Source organism: Stenotrophomonas sp. 22385, from assembly GCF_052045085.1.
Lineage (GTDB): Bacteria > Pseudomonadota > Gammaproteobacteria > Xanthomonadales > Xanthomonadaceae > Stenotrophomonas.
In genome coordinates this window covers 280,335-295,565 of the sequence record NZ_JBQEOG010000002.1, presented here as the reverse complement: position 1 = coordinate 295,565, position 15,231 = coordinate 280,335, and the positions used below count along the sequence as shown (strand labels likewise).

Here is a 15,231-nt window from a genome sequence, read left to right as displayed (position 1 = left end):
GGACCTGATCATGAACAAGCCCGCCGCACGCCTCTCCGCCCTGTCGTTGTCGCTGCTGCTGCTTGCCGGCTGCGCCACGACCAGCCTGACCAGCGCCCCGGAATCGCCGGCGCAGAGCCAGGCGCTGGTGCTGATCGACCAGGGCAGGCCGCGTGATGCCGCCGTGCAGCTTGAAGCGCTGGCCAACACCCTGCGCGGCAACGCCCGCGCCGCCGCGCTGGCCGATGCGGCCTTCGCCTGGCACGAGGCCGGCGACAACGCCCGCGCGCGCAGCCTGCTCGCGCAGGTCACGGCACGCCAGCTCAGCGGCGTCGGACTGCAGCGCTTCCACCTGACCAGCGCCGAGCTGGCCCTGGCCGACAAGCAGCCCGCACAGGCCCTGGCGTTCCTGAAGGAATCCTCCGATACGGTCGCCCCACCGCTGCGCACGCGCTGGCAGCTGGCCCGCGCCGATGCACTGCAGGCCACCGGCGATGCGATCGGCGCGGCTACCGAGCGCGCCCGCGCGCATGCGGCGCTGACCGGCCAGGCCCGCACCGACAACCAGCAGGCCATCGCCGGGCTGCTCGGCACCCTGGATGATGCCACCCTGCGCGCGCGCGCCGCCGCGCTGCCGGCCAACGAACCGCTGTACAACTTCGCAGGCCGCGCCCTGATCGCGCGCGGCCTGCCGCTGCCGCGCCCGTTTGATCGGGACGGTGTGGCCCAGTTCGACACCAGCAAGCGCCCGCCCGCGATGAGCGATGGCTACCGCCCGCCGGTGAAGATGGCCGTGCTGCTGCCGCTCAGCGGCCGTCTGGCCACCGCTGCCCAGCCCGTGCGCGACGGCCTGCTCAGCGGTTACTACGGTGAAAGCCGGCAGCGCCCGGACATCCAGTTCATCGATACCGTCGGCACGCCGGCCGGTGCCGTGGCCGCCTATGACAAAGCCGTCGTTGCCGGGGTGGACTTCATCGTCGGACCGCTGGGCCGCGATGAAGTAGACGCGGTATTCGGCCGCACCGAACTGCCGGTGCCGGTGCTGGCACTTAACCGTGGCAAGAGCAGCCCGCCTGCCGGCAGCGCTGGTTTCTCGCTGGCCCCGGAAGACGACGGCATCATCGCCGCCGAATACCTGCGCGGCCGCGAGCGCAGCAAGGTCCTGGTGATCCACAGCAATGACGACAGCGGCCGCCGTACTGCGGCCGCCTTCCGCGAGCGCTTCACCCAGCGCGGCGGCCAGGTGCTGGCCACCGTGGGCGTGAGCGACACCGTGGGCGATATCGGCGCGCAGGTGCGTGCGGCCGGCGCGGTGGATGGCGTGCTGTTGGCGGTAAAGGCACCGCAGGCACGCGCGCTGGCCCCGCAGCTTGCACTGGCCGGCGCGGGCGGTGCCACCCGCGTGGGCACCTCGCAGCTGACCCTGGGCACCGGCAAGCCGGAAGAAGACATGGCACTGGACGGCATCGTCTACCCGAACGAGGCCTGGAACGTGCGCGGCGTCGCCGGCCTGCCGTCGGCCGCTACCGCCGGGCAGATCCTGCCGAGCGCGCGCGGCGCGGCCGGTCGCCTGTTCGCCTTCGGTTTCGACGCCTGGAAGATCAGCGCCTACCTGGACAAGGTGGCCACCGAAGGCGGCCTGGCCGGCGCCACCGGCACCCTGTTCCTGGACAGCAACGGCAATGTGCTGCGGGTGCCGGCCTGGTCGACCTTCAGCGGCGGCCGGCCGATGCCGGTAGCCAGCAACAACTGACGCAGTGCCCACCGGACGGGCACAGCGTGGGGCGGCGGTTGAAAGCGCCGCGCTGGCGCAGCTGCGGCGCGCCGGACTTGCCCCGGTTGCCCGCAATGTCCGCTACAAGGGCGGTGAACTGGACCTGGTGATGCGCGAGGGCGACACTACCGTATTCGTGGAAGTGCGCTACCGCGCCACGGCCGATTTTGGTGGCGGCGCTGCCTCGGTCGATCTGCGCAAGCGACGCAAGCTGGTGCTGGCCGCGCAGCTGTTCCTGCAGTCGCACCCGGCGCTGGCGCAGGGGCCCTGCCGCTTTGATGTGGTCGATGCCAGTGGCGACCCGCCCCGGCTGGACTGGTTGCGCGATGCGTTCCGGCTGGAAGACTGTGGTTTTGATCGATGATGAGGAGGGCCGGCCCCACGGGCGGCGCTACCGGATGGCTGGAATGACGACGACCCTGCCTGCTGGATTTTCCGCCACCCTGCTGGCACTGCTTGGCGAGGATGGCTGGCGGACGGATGCCGCCACGCTGACCGCGCACGCGCAGGACAACTCCTGGCGGCATGCCCTGCCCAACGGCGTGGCATTGCCGCGCGAGCGCGGGCAGGTGGTGCAGATCGTCCGCGCCTGCCGCACGCACGGCGTGCCGGTGGTGGCGCGCGGCGCCGGCACCGGCACCACCGGTGCGGCGGTACCGGTCAACGGCAGCATCGTGCTGTCGTTCGCGCGCATGAACCGCATCCTTGCCATCCAGCCGGGCGACCGCTGCGCGGTGGTCGAACCCGGCGTGCTCAACGGCGACCTGCAGCACGCGCTGGCGGTGCACGGTCTGTTCTGGGCACCTGACCCCTCCAGTGCCGAGATCTGCAGCATCGGCGGCAACCTGGCCTGTAACGCGGGCGGCCCACGCGCGGTGAAATACGGCACCAGCCGCGACAACGTGCTCGGGCTGGTCGCGGTCACCGGGACCGGTGAACTGATCCAGTGCGGCGGCGCCTATACCAAGGACGCCACCGGCTACGACCTCACCCACCTGCTGGTGGGCAGCGAAGGCACGCTTGCGCTGATCGTGGAAGCCACGTTGAAGCTGACCCCGTTGCCGGTGACCCAGGCCGGGCTGCGGGTGCTGTACCGCGACGCGGACGCGGCGGCGGCGGCGGTGTCGCGGCTGATGGCGCAGCCGGTGGTACCGACCCGCCTGGAGTTCATGGATGCGCGCAGCCTGGAGCTGCTGCGCCGCAACGGCGCCGAGGTGCCGGAGGCCGGTGCAATGCTGCTGGTCGAGGCCGATGGCGATCACGATACCCTGCCCTATCTGCTGCAGGCCCTGGCCACGGCCGCCGAAGGCGAGGGCATGCTGGCGATGGACGTGGCGATGGACGGCAGCGCGCGCGAGAAGCTGTGGGCCGCGCGCAAGGCACTCTCGCCGGCGTTGCGCAGCATCGCCCCGGGCAAGATCAACGAAGACGTGGTGGTTCCGGTATCGCGCATTCCCGATCTGGTGGCCGGGGTACAGGCGCTTGCCCGCGACTACGCGCTGACCATTGTCACGTTCGGTCATGCCGGCAATGGCAACCTGCACGTCAACATCCTGTACCACCCTGACGATGCGGACGAGAACGCACGTGCGCACGCGGCGCTGCCGGAGATCTTCAGGCTGACCCTGTCACTGGGCGGCACGCTGTCGGGCGAACATGGGATCGGCCTGGCCAAACGCGACTTCATGGCACAGGCGTTCACCCCCGCCACGCTGACGGCGATGCGTGCGATCAAGCACGCTCTGGATCCGGACGGGATTCTCAATCCAGGCAAGGTGCTGCCGCCGGATTGATCGGCTGAGCCTATCGTTGGAACGGCGCAAAGGCGCACGCACGTCACGCTTCGATTGGGACGCTTGCAATTCATTGTATGGGCGCCCTGCGCCCGGCTACGCATTCTCGTCGCCCCTTCGCCCCCTGAAGTACGACGATGACGCCACCCCGCAGTACCGCCCCTTCCCCGCTTTCGATGCGACCGCTGGCATGCAGCGTGATGCTTGCGCTGCTGGCACTTCCGCCGGGCGGTCTCGCCGCACGGGAGCTGGATGGGGAAGATCAGGAGGCGGTGGTGGGCGACGGCGACGGCGCCGAGGCGTGGACCCTGCGCAATGGTGCACGGCTGGTGGTGCACCTTGGACAGGCGCGACTGATCGACGCCGACAGCGGCTCGCATGTCACCCTTTCCGGCGCCCGGGTTACCCGCAACGCGTACGACAACATCACCGTGCGGCTGAGCGGCGGTGCGGCCCTGGAGGCTGTTCGCACCAGCTTCATGGGCGGCGGGGTCTGGCTGAAGGGCCCCGCCTCGGCCCACCTCGTCAACAGCAGTATCCGGATGGACAACCTGGGCGCTGACTTCCGTGGAAGCAGCGTCGCCGTGAGTCTGTTTCCCCGCGGAGACGCGGAGCCAGGGGTGATGCATGTCGTCCTGGATGGCACCGAGGTTCTCGTCCGCGACGTGGAGGGACTGGCGGACCGCGACAGCGGAATCGGCGTCCGCATGGACCAGGGCCATGTGGAGATCGTCGGCGGTTCGTCCATCGACGTGGCCAACGTGGGCGTGCTGTTCGAAGACACCGCCGGCAGGGAAGGAGTTGGACGGTTGCGCTTGGACAATTCCACGATCCGCACGGGACGGGGTGCGGCCATCCAGGTCAACGCGCTCTTCAGCGATCGCACCGACCGCGTCTACGACATCGGGATCGTCAACGGCGCGCGGCTCATTGCCGGCAATGGCGAGCTTCTGCGGGTTGAAGGCCTGCCCGACACGGGACAGCGCTGGGTCAACTTCACCGTGGACGACGCGCGGCTGGCCGGCAACATCAACATGAACGCGCCGGACGCCAACATCCGCGTCGACGTCGCCCTTCGCAACGGTGCCAGGATTGACGGCCGCTTCTTCAACGTCGCGTCGGCCGCCATTGGCAGCCACAGCACCTGGCGGTTGACCGGCGACAGCAACGTGGGCCAGCTGCAGCTGGATGCCGATGGCACCGTGGCGCTCGGCAATGGCCGCACCTTCAACACCCTGAGCGTGGATGACTTCACAGGCAACGGAGGCACGCTGCTGTTCAACACGGTCCTCGGCGATGACCATTCGTCCACCGATACGCTTCGGATCATCGGCGATGCCAATGGCCAGGCCGGCGTACGCGTGCGCAACGCCGGTGGCGCGGGGGCCCAGACCGCGCAGGGAATCCGGCTGATCACCGTCGGTGGCGAGTCCAATGCCCATTTCGACCTGATCGGTCGCGCGGTCGGCGGACAATACGACTACTTCCTGCACAAGGGTACGGACGGCAACTGGTATCTCCGTTCGGAGATGACCCCTGTTCCGGACCCGTGCGCAGTAAATCCCAGCCTGCCCCAGTGCGATCCGGTTGATCCGGTTGATCCGGTTGATCCAATTGATCCGGTTGATCCAATTGATCCAGAGGATCCAGCTGATCCGAGCGATCCGAGCGATCCGGGTGGACCGGGTGATCCGGTTGATCCGGTTGATCCGGTCGACCCCGCAGATCCCTCCCCCGTGCTGCGACCGGAAGCGGGCGCGTATCTCGCCAACCAGTTCACCCTGCACCACGTGCTGCGACACACCTGGCGCGACCGCGACGGTCGCTCTGGCTCGAAAGCGCGCGCCTGGTCCAGCATTGACACGACCCACAGCAGGCTGGGCGCGATGCAGGACCAGCTCGCCCTGGCGGTGGATCGCTCCCGCCTGCAGATCGGTACGGATATCGGCCGGTTCGACGCCGACCGTGGTCGCGTTGGCGTCATGCTCACTGCGGCGCAGTCGGATGCCACCTCGCGCTCGCGGCTCACCGGGTACCGCGCGCGCGGCAGGGTGGAAGGCGGCGCCGCCGGCGCCTACGCCAGCTGGAGCAACCACGCGCTGTATCTGGACGCTTCGGTGCAGCGCGGTCGGTTCGGCCACCGCATCGACGGCGAGGGCCTGACCGTCGAGCGCCACGACACCGACCTGCTGCAGTCTGCGGTGGAGGCGGGTTACAGCTTCGGGATCGGCACGCTGGGCGCGATGGCAATGCGCCTGCAGCCGCAGGTGCAGCTGGTGCATACCGCAGCCTCAAGCGTGCACCACCGCGAAGCCAACGGCACCGTGGTGCGCAGCATGGGCGGGAACGGGCTGTCCGGGCGGGTCGGTCTGCGCCTCCAGGGCGACGCCACCGGCAGCAGTGCACCTGCACTCCGCCCGTGGTTGGCCGCCGACTGGTACCGCGACGGTGACCCCGGCGGCATGGCGTTTGATGGCGAGGTGCTGGACTCCAGCGCACCGCGCAACCGGTATGCAGTGGACGCCGGTGCGCGCGTCGCATGGCGAACCGGGCTGGCCACATCGGCCGGCATCAGGCACATGCGCGGCGATGGCGGCTTCCGTCAGACCCAGGTGCAGCTGGACCTGGCCTACCGCTGGTAGGCCAGGTCCGCACCGATTCCCTCCCCCCACAGGATCACACCCTCATGTCTACCCACTGCGGCGCTCGTCGTCGCATTCCTGCACTGCGCCCGCTCGCCCACGCCGTGGTACTGGCGGCGACCAGCTTCGGGTGCCTGCCACTGTCTGCACGCGACCTGGACAACGAGTTCCATGAAGTCGGCTATGGCGACCACCCCGAACTATGGCATCTGACCAACGGCGCATCCCTGTTCGTCAATGGGGGCGATACCTACAGCATCGACGCAGAGAACGGCAGCCTGGTCACGCTGAGCAATGCACGCGTCAACCTGGGACCATCGGCCTCCCATTTGATCCAGCTGCGCTCCGGGTCGGAACTGATATCCAGTTACTCCCAGATCAGGGGCGCCGGCGTGCGCGCGTGGGACAGCTCAAGTGTTTACCTGCATTACAGCACCGTGCGCATCGCAGAGGACACGCCAGACTCGCTCGCCAACATCGGCATCGTCATGGTCGGCAGCAGCCGCGAAGCGAATGTGTCTTTGGTGGGAAGCAGCATCCACGTGCTGGACAAGCCGGCCGATCCCCACTACATGCGGGGCCTGGGCATCCGACAGGGTGCGGGGCGGGTGCACCTTGAACACGGCTCGTTGATCGATGCGGGCAACGTCGGTGTGATGCTGCACGATAACCGGGACCACGCGACCCTGACCGTGGACGCCTCCACGATCATTTCCCGGCGCGGCGCGGCCATCGACGTATACGATGCCAACTACAGCTACGACGTGCGCGTCGCCAACAACGCCACATTGAGCGGTGGCGATGGCCATCTGCTGCGCGTCCACAATTCGGTCGACGGCGACGGAGCCGGCCAGCCCCACGTCCTGTTTACGGTCGACAACGCAAGACTGGACGGCGACATCACCCTGGATCGCAGTGCTGGCTATGGGCGCATCGACATCCGGCTGGAGAACAATGCCCGCCTCACCGGTCGCTTCGCCAACGTCAGCTCCACCAGAGTCGGCAGCGGCAGCAGCTGGCTGCTGACCGGCGACAGCAGCGTTTCCTATCTCGCGCTTGATGGCAACGGTACTGTGGCGCTGGGCGATGGCAACACGTTCAACGCGCTCAGCGTCGCCAGATTCGACGGTGACGGCGGCACGCTGGTGTTCAACACGGTCCTGGGTGATGACACCTCGGCCACCGACACCCTGGTGGTCCGCGGCGATGCCAGCGGCCAGGCCGGTGTGCGCGTGCTCAACGCCGGCGGCGCGGGCGCGAAGACCGACCAGGGTATCGAACTGATCCATGTCGCCGGCCAATCCAACGCCCAGTTCGATCTGATCGGTCGTGCCGTGGGCGGGCAATACGAGTACTTCCTCGTCAAGGGTATCGATGGCAACTGGTATCTGCGCTCGGAACAGCCAACGGCACCGGATCCGTGCGAGATCGACCCCACACTTCCGCAATGCGGGCCGACGGATCCCGTAGATCCGGTTGATCCGGTAGATCCGGTAGATCCCGTTGATCCGGCTGATCCGGTAGATCCGGTAGATCCCGTTGACCCGGTGGATCCCATTGATCCGATCGACCCCGTAAACCCGATGCCCGTGCTGCGACCGGAGGCGGGCGTCTACCTGGCCAACCAGTTCGCACTCCACCATGTGCTGCGCCACACCTGGCGCGAGCGCGACGGTGAACGGGCGAAGGGGGCCGAAGGTGTCCATGTGTGGGCGGGCATCGACGCGACCGACAGCCGGTTGGCGGTCGTGGCCGATCAGCTTGACGTCACACAGGAGCGCTCACGCCTGCAGCTGGGCGCGGATATCGGCCTGTTCGATGCAGGGCGGGGACGGGCGGGCGTGATGCTGACCGCCGCAAGGGCGGACAGCACGTCACAGTCGCGCCTCACCGGCTACCGGGCCCGGGGTTTGATCGAAGGCGGTGCCGCCGGCGTGTATGGCAGCTGGAGCAATGACGTCGTTTACCTGGATGCGTCGATGCAGCACGGCCGGTTCCGCCACCGCGTCAAGGGCGATGGGCTGGACGCAGAGCAGTACAGCGCCCGCCTGTGGCAGTCCTCGCTGGAAGCCGGCTACCGCATCGGGATCGGACAGCTGGGCGCGATGGCGGTGCACCTGCAACCGGAACTGCAGCTGGTGCATGCCGTTGCCGGATCCGTCGAACATCGCGAAGTGAATGGCACGGTGGTGCGCAGCCTGGGGACGGACGGACTGTCTACCCGGCTGGGCGTGCAGCTTCAGGGCGATCCGCGCGACGACAGCGGTGCACGGATCAGTCCGTACCTGGCGGCCAACTGGTATCGCGACGACACGCGGGCCGGGATCGCGTTCGACGATGCGCTGCTGGAGGCAGGTACGCCGGCCAACCGCTACGGGCTGGATGCCGGTGCGCGTTTCGCCTGGCGTCCGGGCCTGTCGGCGTGGGGCGGCATCAGCCACGTGCGCGGCGATGGCGGGTTCCGCGAGAGCAGCGCGCGTCTGGGGGTTGGCTGGCGCTGGTGAGAAAGGCAGCGGACCAACCGTCCGCGCTACCGTCCGGTTTACAGCTCGGTGAAGTGCTCATAGCCGCGCTGGCCATCCAGCTCGGTGCCGGTGGTGACGCCCTGGCCTGCCACGATCCCGCCGATGCGGGTCAGTGGCAGCGCCAGGCGCGTGGCCAGCGCCTCGATCGCCCGGCGCTGCGCCGGCGCGGCGGTGAAGCACAGTTCGTAGTCATCGCCACCGCGCAAGGCCGCGTCGCGGGCATGCGCCAGGCCGACGCGCGCACGTGCGGCGGCCGACACCGGCAGGCACTCCGGATCCAGCTGCGCACCGACACCGCTGCGTTCACAGATGTGGCCGAGATCAGCCAACAGGCCATCGGAGATGTCGACGGCCGCATGTGCCACGCCGACCAGTGCGCTGCCCAGTGCAACGCGCGGCGTTGGCCGGGCCAGGCGCTGGCGCAGGTAGTCGACCGGCGCGTCCTCGGCGGGCGTGCGCACGTCAAGGGTTCCCCCCTGCCAGGCGCGCAACGCCACGGCCGCATCGCCGAGCGTGCCGCTCACCCAGACATCGTCACCCACCTGTGCGCCATCACGGCGCAATGCCGCGCCGGGAACCACCTGCCCCATCGCCGTCACCGACAGCGACAACGGCCCGCGCGTGGTGTCACCGCCGACCAGCACGATGTCATGGACGTCGGCCAGGGCGAAGAAGCCATCAGCGAACGCATCAACCCACTCCGGATCGGCATCCGGCAGCGACAGCGCCAGCACGCACCAGGCCGGTCGCGCGCCCATCGAGGCCAGGTCGGACAGGTTCACCGCCAAGGTCTTCCAGCCGATGTCGTACGCCGGGGTTTCAGCGGGGAAATGCACACCGCTGTTGAGCGTATCGGCAGTGACCACCAGCTGCTCGCCGGCTCGCGGTTGCAGCAGCGCGGCATCGTCGCCAATGCCGAGCACCACATCGGCGCGCGCGCGGGTGCGCGTGCGGATGCGTTCGATCAGGGAGAATTCGGCGAGGGACATGGGCGTTCCCCAACCCGGATCAGTGCCCGCTTTCAGCCTTGCGCCACTCCACCGCCGCGCGATCCAGCACGCCGTTGACGTAGGTGTGGCCGTGTTCGGAACCAAACTTCTTGGTCGATTCGATCGCTTCGTTGATCACCACGCGGTACGGCACATCCATGCGGTAGCGCAGCTCGAACGCGGCCACACGCAGCGCTGCGCGTTCGATGGCGTCCACTTCCTCGATGCCGCGGTCCACGAACGGATCCAGCGCTTCGTCCAGGTCCTTGCGGTGGTCGAGCACGCCGCTCACCAGCGCTTCGAAGTACGCCAGGTCGGCAATCTCGCGCGCCTGCTCGTGGGCAAACTGGGCGATCAGGGCCTGTGCGTTGCCGCCGGAGATCTGCCAGGCGTAGATCGCCTGCAGGGCACGACGGCGCGCGCGCGAGCGCAGCACCGGGTCGATGCCATCACGGCGGACCGGCTTGCCGGAGGGCTTGCCCGGGTTTGACTTGTTCACGGCAACTGCTCCAGAAGATTGACCATTTCCAACGCCGTCAGTGCGGCTTCCTCACCTTTGTTGCCGTGGCTGCCACCGGCGCGGGCCTCGGCATCCTCGGCGCGTTCGACCGCCAGCACGCCATTGAGCACCGGCACGCCGAAATCCAGCTGGACACGCATCAGGCCTTCCGCACAGCGGTCAGCCACGTGTTCGTAGTGGCGGGTGTCGCCGCGGATCACGCAGCCCAGGGCGATGATCGCGGCATGTTCGTGCGCGGCCGCCAGGCGGGCGGCGACCAACGGCAGTTCCCACGCGCCGGGTACCCGGATCACGTCGATGGCCGCTTCCTGGATCCCGTTGCCGGCCAGGCTCTGGCGCGCGCCGGCCACCAGCACGTCGGTGATACGCGCGTTCCAGCGGCTGGCGAGAATGGCGAAGCGGGCCTGTTCCGGTGTCCGGAGATCGCCTTCGTAGTGGCTCATGATCGGCAGGTTGTTCAATAAAGAGGGACATTCTACCGTACCTCCAGGCATCGCCCGGAGGTACGGCGGTCGGGGTCAGGTCACGGAGCAAGCGTTTCCACGACTTCCAGGCCGTAGCCGGACAGGCCGACCTGGCGACGCGGAGTGCCCAGCACCCGCAGCTGGCCCAGGCCGAGGTCGGACAGGATCTGGGCGCCGGCGCCGTTGCGGCGCCACTGGCTCACGTCCTTGTCCTTGCCCGGAGTGACCGGCTGCGGCTGCTGGCGCAGGCGGGCCAGCAGGCTGTTGCTGTCACGCGGGGCGGACAACACCACCATCACGCCGCGCCCGGCCGCCGCGATGGCGCGCAGGGCGTCGGTGGAGGCCACGCCGAAATCGTCGCGGCGCCAGTGCAGCAGGTCGGCCAGCGGGTTCTCCACCTGCACCCGGACCAGGGTCGGCTGGGTGTCCGGGGTGCCACGGACCAGCGCGAAATGCAGGTCGTGGGCGATGCGGTCGCGGTAGGTGACCAGCTTGAACGGGCCGAATTCGGTGTCGATTTCCCGCTCATCGACGCGCTCGACGGTCTTCTCGGTGGCCAGTCGGTAGGCGATCAGGTCGGCGATCGAGCCGATCTTCAGGCCGTGCTCGCGCGCGAACACTTCCAGCTCCGGGCGGCGCGCCATGCTGCCGTCGGGGTTGAGGATTTCCACCAGCACGCCAGCCGGCTCCAGCCCGGCCAGCATGGCCAGGTCCACGCCCGCTTCGGTATGGCCGGCGCGGGTGAGCACGCCACCCGGCTGGGCGATCAGCGGGAAGATATGGCCGGGCTGGTGCAGGTCGGCCGGCTTGGCATCGGGCTTCACCGCAGTGCGGATGGTATGCGCGCGGTCATAGGCCGAAATGCCGGTAGTGACGCCTTCAGCGGCTTCGATACTGACGGTGAAGTTGGTCTGGAACTGGGCTGTATTGGCCTGCACCATCGGCGCCAGGCCGAGGTCAGCGGCGCGCTCGCGGGTCAGCGGCAGGCACACCAGGCCACGACCGTGGGTGACCATGAAGTTGATGTCCGAGGGCTTGACCAGCTCGGCGGCCATGATCAGGTCGCCTTCGTTCTCGCGGTCTTCGTCATCGACGATGACCACCATGCGGCCCAGGCGGATGTCCTCGAGGATTTCGGGGATGGAAGCAAAGTTCATGCGCGGATGTCCTGCACCTGGGGGGCGACCAGCCGTTCGACGTACCGGGCCACCAGATCGATTTCGAGATTGACCGCACTGCCCACGCCGGTTGCGGCAAAGGCGGTGTTGGCCACCGTATGCGGGATCAGCGCGACCTCGAAGCCGGCGTCATCCACCTCGTTGACGGTCAGGCTGACCCCGTCCACGCAGATCGAGCCCTTCCTGGCGATATAGCGCAGCAGACCGGCCGGCGCGGCAAAGCGCCAGCGCTGGGCGCGCGCGTCCTCATGGATGGACAGCACCTGGCCGAGGCCGTCCACATGGCCGCTGACCAGGTGGCCACCCAGGCGGTCAGTGGGGCGCATGGCGCGTTCCAGGTTGATCACCGCGCCCGGGGCCAGCTGGCCAAGCGTGGTCAGGCCCAGCGTCTCGGTCGAGGCATCGGCCTGGAACGAGGTCTCGTCGAAGGCGATGACGGTCAGGCACACACCGTTGATGGCAATGCTCTCGCCCAGCTGCACGTGCTCGAACGGCAGGCTGCCGACATGGAAGGTGAAGCGGACATCGCCGCCGAGGGGATCGCGCGCGGCCAGATGGCCGACGCCGGTGATGATTCCAGTAAACACTAACGTTCTCCGCGAAAAGTGAGCGAAAAACGCCGCAAGGCAAACAGGCGGGCGCAGGGCCATGCAGGCCCTGTAGCACCGTCTTCTTTCATCCGGACTATACCGTCGGCTCCGGCATCGGACCGGATCTGCTGACCTTCCGGCGGGGCCGGAAGCGCTCGCGGGCTCGTGCTTGCGCACCTACCGCCGGTGGGGAATCGCACCCCGCCCTGAAGACGTTTGTATACCGGCGAACCGGCCCCGCCATTGTAGCAGCGCAGGCTGAGCGCTCGCTTTCTGTAAACAATTTGTTAAGATGCGCCCCGCGCGGCGAAGATCGCCGCCCTGCCGCCCACGACGGACCGGCTGAAATGGACCTCACTCTCCAAGGAATTCTGATGCGCAAGATGCTCGTCCTGGCCGCCGCCCTGCTGGCCGCCGCTCCGATGGCCGCCTCTGCTGCCGATGCCATGAGCTACACCTATGTTGAAGGCGGCTGGACCCAGCTGCAGGTCAGCAATCCCGGCAGCAACCCCAAGCTGGACGGTGGCTTCCTCCGTGGTTCCTTCGCCATTGCCGAGCAGGTGTACGTGTTCGGCGGCTACAGCACTGTTTCCAAGACCTACCACCTGGAAGACAGCATCGGCGAATACCGCATCAAGAACACCATCGACCAGCCGGAGGCAGGCATCGGCTACCACATGCCGTTCTCCGACCGCCTGGACTTCACCGCCGACATCGCCTGGATGCGCATCAACAACGAAATCAAGTTCGATGACGGCACGTTCAGCGAAACCGAAAAGGTGCACACCAATGCCGGCCGTGGTTCGCTGGGCCTGCGTGGCAAGCCCTCGCGCGCGACCGAAGCCTGGCTGAAGGCCGGCTACATCGACGGCAGCGACATGGACGGCGAGTGGATCGGCACCCTGGGCGGCCAGGTCAGCTTCAACCGCAACTGGGGCCTGATCGGCGAAGTCCAGTACTTCGACGACATCACCCAGTACTCGGTCGGCGTGCGCGCCAGCTTCTGAGTTACTGATCGGGCAGCGCTAACCCGCGCCATGATCGACGGGCCCCGCAAGGGGCCCGTTTTTTATTGCCCATCGATTCGCGCGAGTCGATTGATTCTGCGTTCGGCAGCGCAACCTGTCAGTGGGGCCGCAGCAGCAAGCGCAGGTCGTCGCCTACCTGACGCTGGTCAACCAGCCGCAGCCGACGCTGCTGTTCCATGGCGTGGATGCCCAGCCCGCCCAGCAACGGCCGGCCGTGCTCGCCAAGCAGGGTCGGCGCCTGGTAGAGCAGCAGTTCGTCCACCCAGTCGCCGGCCAGCAGCGCGCCGCATAGGGTGGCGCCTGCTTCCGTGTGCACTTCGTTGATGCCGCGATCCGCCAGCAGGGTCAGCACTGCTCCCAGATCGAGCCGGCCATTGTGGCTGGGCACGCGCGCGAACTCGGCATCGGCCGCAACGGGAGGGCTCACGGCGGCGTCGTGCAGGTAGATCGTCGGCGCCCCACCTTCCCGGACCCGGGCACGTTCCAGTGAGCGCAGGCGGGAATCCAGTACTACGCGCAGCGGCGCCATCACTTCGGTGTCCGTCAGACGTACGGTCAACTGCGGGTCATCGGCCAGCACGGTGTCGGCGCCGGTCAGGATCGCGCCGGCACGGGCGCGCCAGTGCTGTACATCCTCACGTGCTGCGGCGCCGGTAATCCACTTCGAGGTGCCGTCGGCCATGGCCGTGCGGCCGTCCAGGCTGGCGGCCAGCTTGACCCGCAGCCACGGACGGCCACGCTCAACGCGCGACAGGAAGCCGTGATTGAGTTCGCGCGCCTGCGCCGCCATCAAGCCTTCGGCCACCTCGATGCCCGCCTCGCGCAGCAGCACGAAGCCGCCGCCATCCACCTTGGGGAACGGGTCGCGCATGGCGGCCACCACCCTCGCTACGCCGGCCTCGATCAATGCCAGCGCGCACGGCGGGGTGCGCCCGTGATGCGCGCAGGGTTCCAGGGTCACGTAGGCGGTGGCGCCGCGCGCCTCGTCGCCGGCCTGGCGCAGCGCGAACACTTCGGCGTGCGGGCCACCGGTGCGCTGGTGCCAGCCCTCGCCGACCACCCGGTCGCCGTGCGCGATGACGCAACCCACCATTGGGTTGGGACGGGCGGTGAACATGCCGCGTTCGGCCAGGCGCAGCGCGCGCGCCATGTGCAGGTGATCGAGGGTGGTGAAGGTGGTCATTACCTGATGGTAATGCAGCGGGGCAGAGCCCCGCCCTACCCTTTCTTCTTCTTGGTCAGGGCGATCACATCGCCCAGCAGCTGCAGCTGTTCGGTACTGGACGGCAGCTCGCGTTCAAGCTTTTCGATTTCCTCGCGGAAATCGGCCACGTCCTCGAAGCTGCGGTACACCGATGCAAACCGCACATAAGCCACGTGGTCGAGCTTGCGCAGTTCGTTCATCACGAACTCGCCGACCTTGATCGACGGGATCTCGCGTTCACCGCACATGCGCAGCTGCTGCATCACCGCGCGCACCGCCAGTTCGATCTTGTCTTCGGGCACCGGGCGTTTCTGCAGCGCGCGGTCGAAGCCGACCCGCAGCTTGCGTACGTCGAACGCTTCGCGGCTGCCGTCGCTCTTGACGATCGCCGGCAGCTTCAATTCGATGGTTTCCAACGTGCTGAAGCGCTCACTGCACGCCTCGCATTCACGCCGACGGCGGATCGTCGCACCGTCTTCGGAGACGCGCGAGTCGATCACCCGGGTATCGGCATGCTGGCAGAACGGACAGTACATGGAACGCCT

13 protein-coding genes and 1 riboswitch are annotated in these 15,231 nt (G+C 68.0%); of the genes, 6 read left to right on the top strand and 7 right to left on the bottom strand.

Going from position 1 to position 15,231, the window contains the following annotated elements:
• Positions 1 to 10: 10 nt before the first annotated feature.
• From ACTJI4_RS05740 to ACTJI4_RS05720, 5 genes are all read left to right on the top strand, one after another.
• Positions 11 to 1,732, top strand: coding sequence for a penicillin-binding protein activator (locus ACTJI4_RS05740; RefSeq protein WP_392919219.1), 1,722 nt, complete (start codon positions 11 to 13; stop codon positions 1,730 to 1,732).
• 4 nt (positions 1,733 to 1,736) lie between these two features.
• Complete coding sequence (locus ACTJI4_RS05735; RefSeq protein WP_392919222.1) at positions 1,737 to 2,117, top strand: YraN family protein; 381 nt, start codon at positions 1,737 to 1,739, stop codon at positions 2,115 to 2,117.
• 43 nt (positions 2,118 to 2,160) lie between these two features.
• Positions 2,161 to 3,546, top strand: a complete 1,386-nt coding sequence (locus tag ACTJI4_RS05730) for an FAD-binding oxidoreductase (protein ID WP_440868795.1) — start codon at positions 2,161 to 2,163, stop codon at positions 3,544 to 3,546.
• A 137-nt stretch (positions 3,547 to 3,683) separates the two neighbouring features.
• On the top strand, positions 3,684 to 6,188 hold the full coding sequence (locus ACTJI4_RS05725; RefSeq protein ID WP_440868794.1) for an autotransporter family protein: 2,505 nt from the start codon (positions 3,684 to 3,686) through the stop codon (positions 6,186 to 6,188).
• A gap of 44 nt (positions 6,189 to 6,232) precedes the next feature.
• On the top strand, positions 6,233 to 8,692 hold the full coding sequence (locus ACTJI4_RS05720; protein ID WP_440868793.1) for an autotransporter family protein: 2,460 nt from the start codon (positions 6,233 to 6,235) through the stop codon (positions 8,690 to 8,692).
• Between the two features lie 38 nt (positions 8,693 to 8,730).
• On the opposite strand, the gene thiL is transcribed toward ACTJI4_RS05720, so the two are convergent.
• The 5 genes from thiL to ACTJI4_RS05695 all read right to left on the bottom strand — a co-directional run bounded on the left by thiL (position 8,731) and on the right by ACTJI4_RS05695 (position 12,451).
• Complete coding sequence (gene thiL, locus ACTJI4_RS05715) at positions 8,731 to 9,702, bottom strand: thiamine-phosphate kinase (protein ID WP_440868792.1); 972 nt, start codon at positions 9,700 to 9,702, stop codon at positions 8,731 to 8,733.
• 19 nt (positions 9,703 to 9,721) lie between these two features.
• Positions 9,722 to 10,201, bottom strand: a complete 480-nt coding sequence (gene nusB / locus ACTJI4_RS05710; protein ID WP_392919237.1) for a transcription antitermination factor NusB — start codon at positions 10,199 to 10,201, stop codon at positions 9,722 to 9,724.
• A complete protein-coding gene (ribH, locus tag ACTJI4_RS05705; RefSeq protein ID WP_068854542.1) occupies positions 10,198 to 10,665 on the bottom strand; it encodes a 6,7-dimethyl-8-ribityllumazine synthase in 468 nt (155 codons plus the stop codon). Before ribH ends, nusB begins: the two co-directional genes overlap by 4 nt.
• A gap of 80 nt (positions 10,666 to 10,745) precedes the next feature.
• Positions 10,746 to 11,843, bottom strand: a complete 1,098-nt coding sequence (gene ribB / locus ACTJI4_RS05700) for a 3,4-dihydroxy-2-butanone-4-phosphate synthase (protein WP_392919241.1) — start codon at positions 11,841 to 11,843, stop codon at positions 10,746 to 10,748.
• Complete coding sequence (locus tag ACTJI4_RS05695) at positions 11,840 to 12,451, bottom strand: riboflavin synthase (RefSeq protein WP_392919244.1); 612 nt, start codon at positions 12,449 to 12,451, stop codon at positions 11,840 to 11,842. Before ACTJI4_RS05695 ends, ribB begins: the two co-directional genes overlap by 4 nt.
• 76 nt (positions 12,452 to 12,527) lie before the next feature.
• A riboswitch (FMN riboswitch) is annotated at positions 12,528 to 12,672 on the bottom strand.
• 156 nt (positions 12,673 to 12,828) lie between these two features.
• Between ACTJI4_RS05695 and ACTJI4_RS05690 the strand changes: the two genes are divergently transcribed.
• Positions 12,829 to 13,461 carry an outer membrane beta-barrel protein gene (locus ACTJI4_RS05690; RefSeq protein WP_392919247.1) on the top strand — a complete coding sequence of 211 codons (633 nt, stop codon included), beginning with the start codon at positions 12,829 to 12,831 and terminating at the stop codon, positions 13,459 to 13,461.
• Between the two features lie 118 nt (positions 13,462 to 13,579).
• On the opposite strand, the gene ribD is transcribed toward ACTJI4_RS05690, so the two are convergent.
• Positions 13,580 to 14,665 carry a bifunctional diaminohydroxyphosphoribosylaminopyrimidine deaminase/5-amino-6-(5-phosphoribosylamino)uracil reductase RibD gene (gene ribD / locus ACTJI4_RS05685; RefSeq protein WP_440868791.1) on the bottom strand — a complete coding sequence of 362 codons (1,086 nt, stop codon included), beginning with the start codon at positions 14,663 to 14,665 and terminating at the stop codon, positions 13,580 to 13,582.
• A 35-nt stretch (positions 14,666 to 14,700) separates the two neighbouring features.
• Complete coding sequence (gene nrdR / locus ACTJI4_RS05680) at positions 14,701 to 15,222, bottom strand: transcriptional regulator NrdR (protein WP_392919253.1); 522 nt, start codon at positions 15,220 to 15,222, stop codon at positions 14,701 to 14,703.
• Between the last annotated feature and the right edge of the window lie 9 nt (positions 15,223 to 15,231).

Bases quoted from the DNA above. Each gene is read 5' to 3' on its own strand.
- thiL (WP_440868792.1), bottom strand. From the start codon at position 9,702: ATGTCCCTCGCCGAATTCTCCCTGATCGAACGCATCCGCACGCGCACC.
- ribD (WP_440868791.1), bottom strand. From the start codon at position 14,665: ATGACCACCTTCACCACCCTCGATCACCTGCACATGGCGCGCGCGCTG.
- ACTJI4_RS05725 (WP_440868794.1), top strand. From the start codon at position 3,684: ATGACGCCACCCCGCAGTACCGCCCCTTCCCCGCTTTCGATGCGACCG.
- ACTJI4_RS05730 (WP_440868795.1), top strand. From the start codon at position 2,161: ATGACGACGACCCTGCCTGCTGGATTTTCCGCCACCCTGCTGGCACTG.
- ribH (WP_068854542.1), bottom strand. From the start codon at position 10,665: ATGAGCCACTACGAAGGCGATCTCCGGACACCGGAACAGGCCCGCTTC.
- ribB (WP_392919241.1), bottom strand. From the start codon at position 11,843: ATGAACTTTGCTTCCATCCCCGAAATCCTCGAGGACATCCGCCTGGGC.
- ACTJI4_RS05690 (WP_392919247.1), top strand. From the start codon at position 12,829: ATGCGCAAGATGCTCGTCCTGGCCGCCGCCCTGCTGGCCGCCGCTCCG.
- nrdR (WP_392919253.1), bottom strand. From the start codon at position 15,222: ATGTACTGTCCGTTCTGCCAGCATGCCGATACCCGGGTGATCGACTCG.
- ACTJI4_RS05740 (WP_392919219.1), top strand. From the start codon at position 11: ATGAACAAGCCCGCCGCACGCCTCTCCGCCCTGTCGTTGTCGCTGCTG.
- ACTJI4_RS05720 (WP_440868793.1), top strand. From the start codon at position 6,233: ATGTCTACCCACTGCGGCGCTCGTCGTCGCATTCCTGCACTGCGCCCG.